Annotated in this window: 11 protein-coding genes; 5 read left to right on the top strand and 6 right to left on the bottom strand. The window is 44.0% G+C overall.

The window, feature by feature from the left end; translation table 11 throughout:
* Positions 1-112 precede the first annotated feature (112 nt).
* Entirely contained in the window at positions 113-4,837 is a 4,725-nt protein-coding gene (locus D8854_RS05550) for an endo-beta-N-acetylglucosaminidase (protein ID WP_125450101.1), read from the bottom strand.
* Positions 4,838-5,153: 316 nt separating this feature from the next.
* Here D8854_RS05550 and D8854_RS05545 point away from each other — a divergent pair, with 316 nt between their 5' ends.
* Positions 5,154-6,785, top strand: a complete 1,632-nt coding sequence (locus tag D8854_RS05545) for a Na/Pi cotransporter family protein (RefSeq protein WP_125450099.1) — start codon at positions 5,154-5,156, stop codon at positions 6,783-6,785.
* Positions 6,786-6,881: 96 nt separating this feature from the next.
* Here D8854_RS05545 and D8854_RS05540 read toward each other — a convergent pair whose 3' ends face one another.
* Entirely contained in the window at positions 6,882-7,178 is a 297-nt protein-coding gene (locus D8854_RS05540; protein WP_000840148.1) for a bacteriocin immunity protein, read from the bottom strand.
* 20 nt (positions 7,179-7,198) lie between these two features.
* Complete coding sequence (gene pepA, locus D8854_RS05535) at positions 7,199-8,263, bottom strand: glutamyl aminopeptidase (protein ID WP_125450097.1); 1,065 nt, start codon at positions 8,261-8,263, stop codon at positions 7,199-7,201.
* Between the two features lie 236 nt (positions 8,264-8,499).
* On the opposite strand from pepA, the gene D8854_RS05530 reads away from it, so the two are divergent.
* The 4 genes from D8854_RS05530 to D8854_RS05515 all read left to right on the top strand — a co-directional run bounded on the left by D8854_RS05530 (position 8,500) and on the right by D8854_RS05515 (position 12,224).
* Entirely contained in the window at positions 8,500-9,459 is a 960-nt protein-coding gene (locus D8854_RS05530; RefSeq protein WP_125450095.1) for an ABC transporter permease, read from the top strand.
* Positions 9,449-10,405, top strand: a complete 957-nt coding sequence (locus D8854_RS05525; protein ID WP_125450093.1) for an iron chelate uptake ABC transporter family permease subunit — start codon at positions 9,449-9,451, stop codon at positions 10,403-10,405. The genes D8854_RS05530 and D8854_RS05525 overlap by 11 nt, the downstream gene beginning before the upstream one ends.
* The gene (locus D8854_RS05520; RefSeq protein ID WP_000764285.1) at positions 10,402-11,154 is read left to right on the top strand and encodes an ABC transporter ATP-binding protein; all 753 of its coding nucleotides are present in this window, start codon (positions 10,402-10,404) and stop codon (positions 11,152-11,154) included. Before D8854_RS05525 ends, D8854_RS05520 begins: the two co-directional genes overlap by 4 nt.
* A gap of 98 nt (positions 11,155-11,252) precedes the next feature.
* Positions 11,253-12,224 (top strand): siderophore ABC transporter substrate-binding protein, encoded by a 972-nt coding sequence (locus D8854_RS05515; RefSeq protein WP_125450091.1) that lies wholly within the window; start codon positions 11,253-11,255, stop codon positions 12,222-12,224.
* Positions 12,225-12,256: 32 nt separating this feature from the next.
* Here the strand turns inward: D8854_RS05515 and yidD are convergent, their stop codons facing one another.
* The 3 genes from yidD to scpB are packed head-to-tail and all read right to left on the bottom strand — an operon-like array spanning position 12,257 to position 13,777.
* A complete protein-coding gene (gene yidD / locus D8854_RS05510) occupies positions 12,257-12,499 on the bottom strand; it encodes a membrane protein insertion efficiency factor YidD (RefSeq protein ID WP_000821626.1) in 243 nt (80 codons plus the stop codon).
* Positions 12,499-13,221, bottom strand: a complete 723-nt coding sequence (locus D8854_RS05505; RefSeq protein ID WP_084950003.1) for a pseudouridine synthase — start codon at positions 13,219-13,221, stop codon at positions 12,499-12,501. The genes yidD and D8854_RS05505 overlap by 1 nt, the downstream gene beginning before the upstream one ends.
* Positions 13,208-13,777, bottom strand: a complete 570-nt coding sequence (gene scpB / locus D8854_RS05500; RefSeq protein ID WP_070683905.1) for an SMC-Scp complex subunit ScpB — start codon at positions 13,775-13,777, stop codon at positions 13,208-13,210. The genes D8854_RS05505 and scpB overlap by 14 nt, the downstream gene beginning before the upstream one ends.
* Positions 13,778-13,783 lie beyond the last annotated feature (6 nt).

Here is a 13,783-nt window from a genome sequence, read left to right as displayed (position 1 = left end):
TAGAAAGACCTCATCAAATAAGTAATTAAAACAAGGCCTGACTAATCTACAGTCAAACCTTATTTTTAGTTTTATAGTTTTATATGAGAAGATCCAAGAATTCTAAATCCGATTAATCTTCTCTCTTTTTCAAAGCTACAAGTCCATAAGCACTCATCACTCCGAGAAGACCCAGCGCTACTAGACCGGCATCTATTTCTGCCCCAGTATTTGGCAGTTGTTTGCTTGCTTCTTCAACTTTTGCTGGTGCAGCTAAAAGCGCTTGATCCCTTGTTTGTGAGGCTTGTTCTTCTTTCGTTCCTACTTCAACAATTTCTGGAAGAGCTTCCTTGAGAACCTCAGTCGAACGAAGGGTGCGTTTGCCTTGGGCATCTACTTCTACTAGAAGACGAATTTGCCCTTCTGCTCCTGCTTGAACTAGCTGGCGTTGCCCTTTGAGAAGGGCTGCATTTGGTCGTTCCTGATGTTCGAAGGAAACTGTCCCCTCTTCAATTTCAAGAGTTGGTTTCTCGTGAACTAAATCTTTCACACCTTCAGCTGGCTGGTTGCTCGATAGAACTTTTGTACCAACTTCGGTGATTTCTGGGATTGCTTCCTTGACAACTTCTGTCGAACGAAGGGCGCGATTGCCTTGGGCATCTACTTCTACAAAGTGACGAACTCGACCTTCAACTCCTGCTTGCACAACACGGCGTTGGCCTTTGAGAAGGTCGGCATTTAGTCGTTCTTGGCGTTCATAGGCTTTTGTTTCAGTTTCAATAACTAGTTCAGGGAGGGTTTCAACTGTTGGGGCTACTTCATTTGGATCCATGCTGCCAACGTGGTGACTTTCTTCTGCAGGAGCTAATTTCTTATTCAGCTTTTCTTTCATGTCCGCATAAGCTTGTGGAGTTGGCGTTTGTGAAGCTAACAAAGTTTCTGCTTGGGCAATCAACTCAGCTTGAGGAGCTTTTTCACGAACTTTTGTCAACAAGCCTTCCAATTCTTCTCTAGCTGTCTGATAACGTTGATTTCCATCCAAGTCTGTTCCTGCTTGTTTTAACTCATTCAAAGCCTGGTTGACTTCTTCTTGGCTAGCATTGTGATTTTCTGCTACAGCTTTCGCTGCATTGAGCTTCTCTACTAGCGCTGCCTGTTTATCCTCACTTGAGAAGGTGTAGGCAAGAGTTGACTGACGGCCTTGGGCAGCAGTGATTTCTTGTTTGAGGTACTCATCGTTGACAGCTGCTTTTGGAGAAACCAAGACATCAAACTCAGCTGTGTGTCCCTTGTAATGCAAGGTCAAGGTCTGACGACCAGTCTTCTGAGCATCATAGTCCGTGATTTCAACACCTTGGTCCGTAAAGGCATGGCTTTCTTCTGTCTCATCATCATAGAGAACGTTGAAGCGACCTTCTGCAAGATCCAGTTGATCACCTACTAGATAGTCCGTTTTCGGTTTCTGAGTAATGTACAATCCTGCTACTTCTTTCGGTTTCGCTTGGTCTTGTCCTGTCACTTGTACTTTTAAGTCACCAGTAACCGGAAGTCCAAGGTAGCTGACTACGAGCTTCTGTTCCCCTTTTTGATGAGCATCGTATCCAGATACCGACACACCTGAGTGAGTAAGGTTAATCAGCTCGTCGACTTGTCCCCCTTCGTATTGAACACGGAGTGTTCCGCCTCTGAGATCAAGTTTTTCTCCCTCTTTGTAAACCGTCTTTTTAGGTTCTTTTTCCAGGCTAACCGCAGCAATTTTTCTTTCATCCTGCGGAATCGCTACAGCCAAGGTGTTACTGATTTCTTTGCCAGGTAGTTGGGTACGATAGTAGAGGAGAGTTGGTTGCTTGTCAAAGGCCAATGGTGCTGTTGCCAAGTCGCCTCCAGTTTCAGACTTCAAGGTTGCAATTGGTGTTTGTGAATCTGCCTTGTCGTAAACGGTGATAGTTGCACCCGCTGGAACATCAGAGAAGCCTAGTTGAACTTGATGGTTTCCAAGTGAACGGGCAGCTACCTTAGCCATTGGAATATTTTGGCTTTCTGTATCCAAGGTTTCGTACATCTTCCAATTGTAGATACGAATGGCTTTCCAAGGCGTCCCATTATCTGAAGTGATAACTTTTAGGCGCCAGTCTTGGGCAGTGATTGGTTTGTCAAGAGTGATATCCGTAACGTGCGCTTTGTTGCCACGGACTTCCTTAGCTAACTTCCATTCACCATCCGCATCTTTATAATAAAGGTCAAAGTCTTTGGTGTTCATCAAACCATCGTTGACAGACTCACCACCAGCTCCCGCATGATCCATGACCCATCTAACAACGGTACGTGGCTTGGTCAAACGAATATCCACACTACCGCTCAACTGAGCTGAAGACCACTTATCTGACAAGCTAGTAATGGTACCGTTCAACATACCTTCGATACCTTCTCCACCTTCAGTATTTGGGAAAGTGCTACCTATGACCTTTGCACCTGGAACGATATTTTCAGCCAAAGGTCTTGGGAGGGTCGTATCCTGAACTGTCATCCCCCAGTTAAAGGATGCCGTCGCCGCTTCAGAACGGAGGCCATTTTTACCAACTGCAACGACTTTCAGTTCCTGAGTCGTACCAGTCGCATTAGCAGAGCGACTAACTTTTGGCAAGTAGATAGTGGAAGCAGATGATCCTGTCAACAAACGCCAGTTATCCCCATCTTTTTCGTAGACTTCATAGAAATCCGCATCTTGGTTACCCGCAAACTGGACCACTGCTTCAGCTTCTTGGGCATTTTTGAGAGATTGTTTCACCACAGAAAGGCCTGTCGGGGCTTGTGGCGCTTGGTGATTGTCTGAAATTGTTAATTGTCCTAGGTTGAACTGATAATCTTTTACAGCTCCTTCATGCTCGAAGAAGAGTTTGACTGCATAGATGGTTTTACCAGCCAGTGAGCTGAGGTCAAATTCTTCATTCTTCCAGTCATCAGAGAGAGTCAGTTCTTTCCATGCAGCTGCATCCTCAAATTTGTAGTCTGGTGTTGTAGAGAAAGCCATATAAACTTTAGAGCCTTTTCCTCCCTTGTGGGCAACACGAAGTTTGGTTTTCTCAGTTACTTCTAGTTTGGTAGAATACAAATTCACATCCTGGTCCGTCTTACCAGCTACATCACCTGAGAATTTAAGGGAGTTCCCACCATTGTAGGCGTCCGTAAAGTCATATTCTGCACGAAGTTTTTCCCCTGTTGAAGTCTGCCACCAGCGCCATGTTGGCAAGACACCTGAAACAGAACGGTAGTTCCACTCAGAATCCTTAGAAACTTTACCGTCTACAAACCATTTTCTACCATGACCTGTATTAAAGGAGGTCGTGAAAGTTCGACCTACTGCTGGTGTACGGTCAGCAACTAAATTGGCAATTCCATACCACTCTTTATCTGCTGGTTTTTGAGCCGTTGGATCTCCTTGGTAACCTGTAAAAAAGATGTCTTCGTTCTTGTGGTAGTCTTCGCCTGTTTTTCCTAGACTGGTAATCGTATCTGGTGCAAAGAGTCCAAGTGACAAACGCAACTTGCCTTTTTCATCTAAGAGGGCATCCCATTTGACTTTGGTCTTATAAGAGCCACCTTGTTGCAATTCCAAGCCTGCAAAGACATCATACTGGCTACGTTCTAGCCATTTGGCCATCTCTACGGAGTGGTCATTCTTTTCCTTGTTCCAGTTGAAATTGGCAAAGAATTGATCCGCAGGGACCTTGTCTCCTTCTTTTTGCATAAACTGGTAGTTGTAATCACCTAGACCATCTTCGTGGTAACGGCCGTATTTGTAGGTCATGGCATCGTACCAAGCATACTTGATTGGGTGGTTGACCTTAGCTGCGTATTCTTTTGTATAGAGCATGAATTGGCGCATTTTTTCACCAAGAGGTGCTACCAATTCCCCCGTTGTTTCCTGATTAATGAAATAGCCATCAAAGCCATAGTACTTAGCAAGATCGACAAGTTTCCGTGCGATAGGGAAGGTGCCATCTGCGTCTTGTTTCAAAGCGGCAGCAAATTTCTCTTGGTCGGCAATGCTATTTGACCAGTTGAAAAAGAGTGTTCCATAAACGGGAACTCCGTTGCGGTGACCTGCATCAATGACATCTGGAGTTGGAACTAGACCTTCCCAGAAGACCATTGAATCCAAGTATTGCCAGTAATCAAAAGCGTAGGCCTTGAATTCTTCTCCACCTACAGAAGCGTGGTCTTTGGCCTTTGAGTTGGTATTTGCTAGAGCTTGAACCTTGGCTCTTCTGCTTGCTTTTTCATTAACCAACTGGCCTCTATGACGCTTGGCGAGTTCAACTGAGGAACGGTTAATAGAATCATCCTCACGCGCACCCGGTTCCCATTTTAACAAATCTTCCCAAGTATCAAATTTGATTTCTTTTGGTCGGAGACTCTTTTCTTCATTTTTAGGAACGTCTGCTAGAGTCGGTTTGTCGGCTTTCTTCTCAGCTACTTGAGGAGCTTCCTCTGGTTTGACTTCTTCTTTTTCAGTTGGTTGAGCTGGTTTTTCAGTTTTATCTGTCGGAGCTGGCTTTGCCTCTTCTTTTTCATTAACCAGATCCGTTATTGCTGGAGTGTTTTCTGAAATCGGTTGCTCAGCTACTTTATTCTCTGTTTCCGATAATTGTTTTTCGATAGCTGCAGTATCTGGATTAGCTGTTTCACTAGCGCTTCTAGCTTGGGCGCTCGCATTTGCAGCTGTTTCAGGGACAGCAACCTGTTCGGCAAGAGCTGGGCTCGCGAATAGAGCTGAACCAATCATCAAGGAACAAGCCCCGATTGACAGCTTACGAATACTGTAACGGCAACGTTTTTCAAAAAATAGATTTTTCATCTTATCCTCCTAATAGAACAAAAAAAGTAACTGTTCCCACAATCAATCATCAGAACAGGATTATCTTCATTCTATCTTATATGAAAGCGATGTCAATCTATTTCATGCATAAACTATAACTAGGATAAAAAACAGTTAAATTTGGATATAATCCTTGCAGACATTTATACTTGAGGTAAGAATACTATTTAAGGAAGAAATTTAAAAAAGTTAGCGATTTCTTACTAAAATATCAAGAAAACACTTGTGAGATTTACTTTTATCCTTTAAAATAGAATAGGAGAAATTCCGTTATTATTTTCCGGAGGAAAAAGAAATGTCCATTAATTGGCAGGAAATTTTATTTCACTTTTTAGGAGGTCTAGGACTGTTTTTATACAGTATCAAGACCATGGGAGACGGTTTGCAACAAGCTGCTGGAGATCGCCTTCGTTTTTACATTGACAAGTACACCAGCAATCCCTTTTTAGGCGTTCTAGTTGGGATTGTCGTAACCGCCCTGATTCAGTCAAGTACAGGGGTTACAGTTATCACAGTCGGGCTGGTCAGCGCTAGTCTTCTAACCCTTAGACAGGCTATCGGAATTATCATGGGAGCCAATATTGGAACCACTGTTACTTCCTTTATCATCGGTTTCAAGCTGGGTGAGTATGCTTTACCCTTGATTTTCCTTGGAACCATGTTCCTCTTCTTTACAAAAAACAGAACAGCAAACAATATCGGGCGCATCCTATTTGGTGTCGGGGGAATCTTCTACGCCCTCAACCTCATCAGTGCTGGTATGAGTCCTCTTAAAGATTTACCACAATTCAAGGAATATATGGTGACCTTGGGACAAAATCCTATTTTAGGAGTGGTAGCTGGTGCGGTGATTACCGTCCTCATCCAGGCTTCCTCGGCTACAATTGGGATTTTGCAAGGTCTCTATGCAGGTAATTTCCTTGACCTTAAAGGTTCATTACCAGTTCTCTTCGGGGATAATATTGGGACAACCTTAACTGTTATCCTAGCGGCAGCTGGAGCCAATGTCTCTGCAAAACGGGTTGCAGCAACCCACGTTACCTTTAACGTTTTAGGAACTATTCTTTGCCTAATCTTATTAGGTCCATTTACGTCTATGATTGAGTACTTCCAGGCACTCCTTCACCTCTCACCTGAGATGACCATTGCCTTCTCTCACGGTGCCTTTAACGTAAGTAATACCATTGTACAATTTCCATTCATCGGAGCCTTGGCCTACTTTGTAACCAAGCTTATCCCTGGTGAAGACGAAGTTGTTAAGTACGAGCCTCTTTATCTCGACGAACAACTTATCCAACAATCTCCTTCTATCGCTCTAGGAAATGCCAAAAAAGAACTTTTACACTTGGGGAACTATGCAGCCAAAGCTTTTGACCTTTCTTATAACTATATCATCGGTTTGAATGAAAAAGTAGCTGAAAAAGGTCACAAGACAGAGGAAGCCATCAATACCATTGACGAAAAACTCACTCGTTACCTCATCAGGCTCTCAAGCGAATCCTTAAGTCAGAAAGAAAGCGAAGTGTTGACCAATATCCTAGATTCATCTCGAGATTTGGAACGGATTGGAGACCACGCAGAAGGCTTGCTCAACCTAACCGACTACCTCCAACGCAAAGATGTTCATTTCTCTGAAGCTGCTCTAGAGGAATTAGCTGATATCTATCAAAAAACTACTGCATTTATCAAAGATGCCCTTGATAGTGTGGAAAACAATGATATTGAAAAAGCTCAAAGTCTGATTGAACGCCATAAAGAAATCAACAATATGGAACGTATTCTCAGAAAGACCCACATCAAACGCCTTAACAAGGGTGAGTGTTCTACACAAGCTGGGGTCAACTTTATCGACATCATTTCTCACTACACTCGTGTATCTGACCATGCTATGAACCTAGCTGAAAAGGTCATCGCTGAACAAATTTAATAACCAAAAAGCTATCCTGAATGGGGTGGCTTTTTTCTTCTCCTCATCAAGAATGGCTTTTCTGACATATAAAAAATGCTTTGATTCACAGTGGAATCAAAGCATTTTAAAGAGTTCTCCAAACATGATAGCAGAAACTGCAGTGCCTCTGTACTTGGCTTCTTCTCTTTTGATAAAACGCGCCAAGTTGATCAACTCTGGTGCTGGGTGTTTGGGATTGGTGAGCAATTCACGGGTGACCAGTCCTGAGAGTCGAACTGCTAGTAATTGCTCATTTGTAGTAGGTAGTTTTTTAGCAGTCTCTAGGAGAGCAGCAACTAAATCTTCACTCAAGCCCTGACGGGCATGGTTATACAGATCTCTTATAAGGCTTTCTAGGTTTGGTTCTGCCATCCTGACCACCTCCCTTATGTTTAATAATTTTTAATCAAATCAACCGTTGAACGATCCAATTTTTTCACCAAGGCTTGCAAGAAAGCTTGGGCTTCTAGGAAGTCATCCATAGCGTAGAGAGTTTGGTGAGAGTGGATATAACGAGCGCAGACCCCGATGGTTGTAGATGGGACACCGCCATTTTTCAGATGAGCTGCCCCAGCGTCTGTTCCGCCTTTTCCACAGTAGTATTGGTACTTGATACCTGCTTCTTCAGCCGTTGTCAAAAGGAAATCCTTCATACCTGGGAGGAGCAAGTGACCTGGATCGTAGAAGCGAATCAAGGTTCCATCCCCAATCTTGCCTTGGCCACCATAGACATCACCTGCTGGTGAGCAGTCAACTGCCAGAAAGACTTCTGGATCAAACTTAGTTGTAGAAGTATGAGCGCCACGAAGACCAACTTCTTCTTGGACGTTGGAACCAAGATAGAGTTCATTTCCCAGTTTTTGACCTGATAGGGCTTCTGCCAACTCGCTCACCATGAGAACACCGTAGCGGTTGTCCCAAGCTTTTGAGATGATATTTTTTTCATTGGCTGTAAGAATTGCGCTACTATCAGGGACAATCGTGTCACCAGGACGGATTCCAAAGCTTTCTGCCTCAGCCTTGTCCGCAAAACCACCATCAAAAACAATATCTGAAATAGCTGGCATAGTTGGTCCACCTGTTCCACGTGTCAAATGTGGCGGAACAGAGCCTGAAATCACAGGGATTTCACGACCATCACGAGTAAAAAGTTTAAAGCGTTGACTACTTACCACCATAGGGTTCCAGCCACCGATTTCAACGACACGGAAGGTACCATCTGGCTTAATCTCGCTGACCATAAAACCAACTTCATCCATGTGAGAAGCGACCAAAACACGCGGTGCATCCGCAGCTTCTGAATGTTTAATACCAAAAATACCACCCAAGCCATCTGTCACCACTTCATCCACATGCGGTGTCAACTTTTCACGAAGATAGGCACGGACAGGCGCTTCATGACCTGAGATCGCAGGGATTTCTGTTACTTCTTTGATTTTTGAAAATAATGTTGTCATATCAGTTCCTTCTTTCTGTCCTCCATTTTACCATTTTTTATAAGAGAAGGGTAGTGGGAAGGTAGATTGGGTTTTACAAGTTTACCCTATAAGAGACGGAACTAGCACTTGTTTCAGGAAGTTTTCTCATTTTTTACATTAAATTGTCAGAAAATTTATTGACAGATTAAAAAAATCGTGTTACATTTATATCCGCAGGTATCTTTCGATACCAAATCTACACGAAAGGACGGGGTATGAAACTCTCTCATATTTTAACAGGCTTACTTCTACTCCTAGTCTTTCTCTCCATTACCATTGGAACCAGTGATTTTTCTTGGGAAAAATTCTTTGCTTTTGACCAACAGACTTGGCTTCTCTTTCAAGAGTCGCGTCTTCCAAGAACCATCAGTATTCTGCTTGCAGCCTCTAGTATGAGCATGGCAGGGCTCCTCATGCAGACCATCACTCAAAATCAGTTTGCTGCACCAAGCACAGTTGGAACGACTGAAGCCGCCAAACTGGGAATGGTGCTAAGCCTCTTTGTCTTTCCGTCTGCGAGTCTGAGCCAAAAGATGCTCTTTGCTTTTGGCTCATCCATCTTATTTACTCTCTTCTTCCTGGCCTTTATGACTATTTTTTCTATAAAGGAAAGGTGGATGTTGCCTCTGATTGGGATCATCTATAGTGGGATTATTGGTTCTGTGACAGAAGTTATCGCCTATCGTTTCAATCTGGTTCAGAGTATGACTGCTTGGACCCAGGGCTCCTTCTCCATGATCCAGACCCATCAGTATGAGGGGCTCTTCTTAAGTCTATTTATCCTAATTGCCGTTTGGAAATTGTCCCAAACCTTTACCATCATGAATCTAGGAAAAGAAACCAGCGAGAGTTTGGGGATTTCCTACTCCCTGCTTGAAAAACTGGCTCTCTTTCTGGTGGCGCTAACGACAAGTGTCACCATGATTACCGTGGGTGGCTTGCCCTTTCTCGGGGTCATCGTTCCCAATCTTGTCCGCAAGCACTATGGAGATAATCTGAGCCAAACCAAACTCATCGTCGCACTGGTCGGCGCCAATCTGGTTCTGGCCTGTGACATCCTCTCTCGAGTCTTGATTCGGCCCTATGAGCTGTCTGTCAGTCTCCTGCTAGGAATCATCGGCAGCCTCGTCTTTATCCTACTTCTATGGAGAGGGGGACAAAAGGATGCAGTTTAAAAGCAAACATACCAAGCTCTTTTGGCTTCTCATTCTTCTGGCCATCGGAGCTTGTCTCCTCTACTTTTGGCCCCTCACCCAGCTGTCTGCCTTTGCCTGGAAGCTACGTTCCCAAAAAATCATCGTTTATCTCTTGGTGGCTATCGCGACAGGGATTTCGACCGTTAGTTTTCAAACCCTGACGGAAAATCGCTTTCTGACGCCAAGTATTTTGGGAATCGAATCCTTCTATGTCTTGCTTCAGACTCTGCTACTGATATTTGAAAGCAAATTTCTACAACTTGGAAAGTCTCCTATCTTAGAATTTCTAGTCTTGCTTCTGCTTCAATCCCTCTTCTTTCTCGCCTTACAAGGTTACTTGAAGACGCTGATGAAGCAAGATCTGGTCTTCATTCTGCTAATCTGTCTAGCCCTCGGAAGTCTCTTTCGAAATATCAGTACCTTCCTTCAGGTTCTGATGGATCCAAATGAATACGATAAACTGCAGAACAGTCTCTTTGCCTCCTTTCAGCATCTCAACACTTCCATCCTAGCCATCAGTTCTCTGATCATCCTCGCCTTGACAATCTTTTTCTTTCGAAAAGCAATCGTTCTGGATGTCTTGCACCTGCAAAGAGAAACGGCTCAGATACTGGGACTCGATGTTGAAAAAGAACAGAGAGAACTCCTCTGGGGCATCGTGCTTTTGACCTCAACGGCAACTGCCTTGGTAGGACCTATGGCCTTCTTCGGTTTTATGCTGGCCAATCTCACCTATCTAATCCTCAAAGACTATCGGCACAAGTTACTCTTTCTCGTGGCTATTCTGATTGGATTTATTAGTTTGACCTTGGGGCAAGCCCTCATTGAACGAGTCTTTGCACTGGAAATTCGCATCAGTATGATCATCGAGAGTGTGGGTGGTCTCTTATTCTTTATCTTACTTTACAGGAGGGCGCGTCGGTGAAACTGGAAAACATTGACAAATCCATTCAAAAACAGGATATTTTGCAAGACATTTCCCTTGAAGTCAGTCCTCAGAAACTGACAGCCTTCATTGGTCCAAATGGTGCTGGAAAATCAACTCTTCTCTCTATCATGAGCAGACTGACCAAGAAAGATCAGGGAATTCTCAGTATCAAAGGCCGTGAAATCGAGAGTTGGAATTCGCAAGAACTAGCCAAAGAGCTCACCATCCTAAAGCAGAAGATCAATTACCAAGCCAAATTGACCGTTGAAGAACTAGTCAGCTTTGGACGTTTTCCCTACAGCCGTGGTCGACTGAGGGCAGAAGACTGGGAAAAAATCCGAGAAACTCTGGACTATCTGGAACTGACCAACCTAAAAGACCGCTACATCGATAGTCTGTCTGGCGGACAGCTCCAACGTGTCTTTATCGCCATGGTACTAGCCCAGGATACAGACTTTATCTTGCTAGACGAACCACTAAATAATCTCGATATCAAGCAAAGTGTCAGCATGATGCAGATCCTTCGGCGACTGGTGGAGGAACTTGGCAAAACCATTATCATCGTCCTCCACGATATCAACATGGCTAGCCAATATGCGGATGAAATTGTTGCCTTCAAGGACGGTCAAGTCTTTTGCAAGGGAACGACTGCTCAAATCATGCAGGCTGACCTGCTCAGTCAACTCTATGAGATTCCCATCACGCTCGCGGATATCAATGGCAAAAAGATCTGTATCTATAGCTAGCTATTCTGAACTTATGTTAGAGAACCCTCTGTCTCTTAGCTAACAAACCTATTTAAGAGACCCCCTACATCGTTATCATATTTTAAAAAGGAGAAATCATGAAAACATCCCTTAAACTTTATCTCACTGCCCTAGCGGCCAGCTTCTTGCTCTTACTTGGTGCATGTAGTACAAATACAAACTCAAGCACTAGACAGACAGAGACAAGTAGCTCTGCTCCAACAGAGATAACCATTAAAAGTTCACTAGATGAGGTCAAACTTTCAAAGGTTCCTGAAAAGATTGTGACCTTTGACCTTGGTGCTGCGGATACTATTCGCGCTTTAGGATTTGAAAAGAATATCGTCGGAATGCCTACAAAAACTGTTCCGACTTACCTAAACGATCTCGCAGGAAATGTCAACAATGTGGGTTCCATGGTTGAGCCAGACCTAGAAGCCATCGCTGCTCTTGAACCAGACCTAATTATCGCTTCACCACGTACCCAAAAATTCGTAGACAAGTTCAAAGAAATCGCTCCAACAGTCCTCTTCCAAGCAAGCAAGGACGACTACTGGACTTCAACCAAGGCTAACATCGAATCTCTAGCAAGCGCCTTTGGCGAAACTGGTACACAGAAAGCCAAAGAAGAATTAGCTAACCTAGACAAGAGCATCCAAGAAGTCGCTACTAAAAACGAAAGTTCTGACAAAAAAGCCCTTGCTATCCTCCTCAATGAAGGAAAAATGGCTGCCTTTGGTGCCCAATCTCGTTTCTCTTTCTTGTACCAAACCTTGAAATTCAAGCCAACTGACACCAAATTTGAAGACTCTCGCCACGGACAAGAAGTCAGCTTTGAAAGTGTCAAAGAAATCAATCCTGACATCCTCTTTGTCATCAACCGTACCCTTGCCATTGGTGGGGACAACTCTAGCAACGATGGCGTCCTAGAAAATGCCCTCATCGCTGAAACTCCTGCTGCTAAAAATGGTAAAATTATCCAACTAACACCAGACCTCTGGTATCTAAGCGGAGGCGGACTTGAATCAACTAAACTCATGATTGAAGACGCTCAAAAAGCTTTGAAATAAGCAAGAAAACCCAACATCAGGTGATGTTGGGTTTATTTTTCTTCTTGATTTCGTCTGAGGGAAAAGTGGTCTGGGACGGGATCCTTGCCTGTTTTCGACCAGGGATGACAACGTAAAATCCGAGCCAAGCCCATCAAAACACCCTTGAAACCATGCTTTTCAATAGCCTGAATCATGTAGTTAGAACAAGTCGGCTCAAAGCGACAAGAGGGTGGAAAGGCCGGTGAGATAAAACGTTGGTAAAAGCGTACTGGCGCTATTAAGATGCGTTTCATTATTTCTTGGTTACAGCCATAGTGTGTAGTTGGCTGATTTCTTTTTTATTAAGACGACGGGCTTCGCCTGGACGAAGACCAGTCAAATCTAGGTGTCCGAAACGTGTCCGAGACAACTTATCCACTTGGAGGCCGACAGCTTCAAACATTTTTTTAACCTGATGGTTGCGCCCTTCATGGATGGTCAACTGCACTACTGAGCGATTTTTAACTGGATCCACTTTGAGAATCTCATAGACAGCTGGCTTGGTTTTCTTGCCATCAATCTCTAGGCCGCGGGTCAAGGGACGGAGATTTTCTTTGTTGGCCACACCTTTAACACGCGCGACATAGACCTTATCAATCTCATTACGTGGGTGAATCATCTCGTCTGTAAAATCACCATCATTGGTTAAAATCAAGACACCTGATGTATCCCAGTCCAAACGTCCCACAGGGTAAATGCGTTCTTTAACATTTGGCAAGAGATCCACAACAGTCTTGCGGCCCTTATCATCTGTCACACTGGAAATCACTCCACGTGGTTTATTAAGCAGATAGTAAACCTTTTCTTCGTTGTAGATGGGTTGGCCTTCCACTTCGACCTTGTCGCCAGCCTTGATGGTCGTTGCTAGTTCACGTACCACTTGTCCGTTGACTGTCACCAAGCCCTGCTTGATCAACTCTTCTGCTTTTCTCCTACTGGCCACACCTGCGTGGGCAATATACTTATTGATTCTCATCTTCTTCTATCCTTTCACCAAATAATTGGCTTTCTTGGGCTTGAATCTCAAGCTCATCAATCACTGGCAGTTCTTCCAAATGGTTAATTCCCATGTAATCTAGGAAATAATCCGTAGTCACATAGAGGTTGGGGCGGCCCAACACTTCTTTTTTCCCATCTTCTCTTATCAATTCAAAAGCTTGTAGCTTAGCTAGAGCTCCACTAGAATTGACCCCACGAATAGCATCAATCTCAATTCGGGTAATCGGTTGCTTGTAGGCAATGATGGACAAGGTCTCAAGGGCAGCCCGAGACAAACTTTGGTTGATGGGTGCCTTGGAGTATTCCTTCAAAATCGCTGCAAATTGAGGCTTGGTGACCAATCTGTATGCACCACCTGTCTCGATTAGGGACAAGCTCGAATCTTGGTCTTTTTCATGCTTCTGGGCTAATTTTTCTAAACTCTGTTGGATGCCTGTCGGTGGCAGAGAGAGGAGTTCAGCCAACTGGCGGACTCGAATCCCATCTTCACCTGCCACAAACAAGAGCGCTTCTATTTCTGCTAAAGTACTCATCTTTCC

This window comes from Streptococcus mitis (assembly GCF_003943905.1).
In the GTDB taxonomy this organism is placed as follows: domain Bacteria; phylum Bacillota; class Bacilli; order Lactobacillales; family Streptococcaceae; genus Streptococcus; species Streptococcus mitis_BC.
The sequence above is the reverse complement of the archived record's forward strand: the minus strand, read 5'-3'. Positions and strand labels throughout refer to the sequence as shown.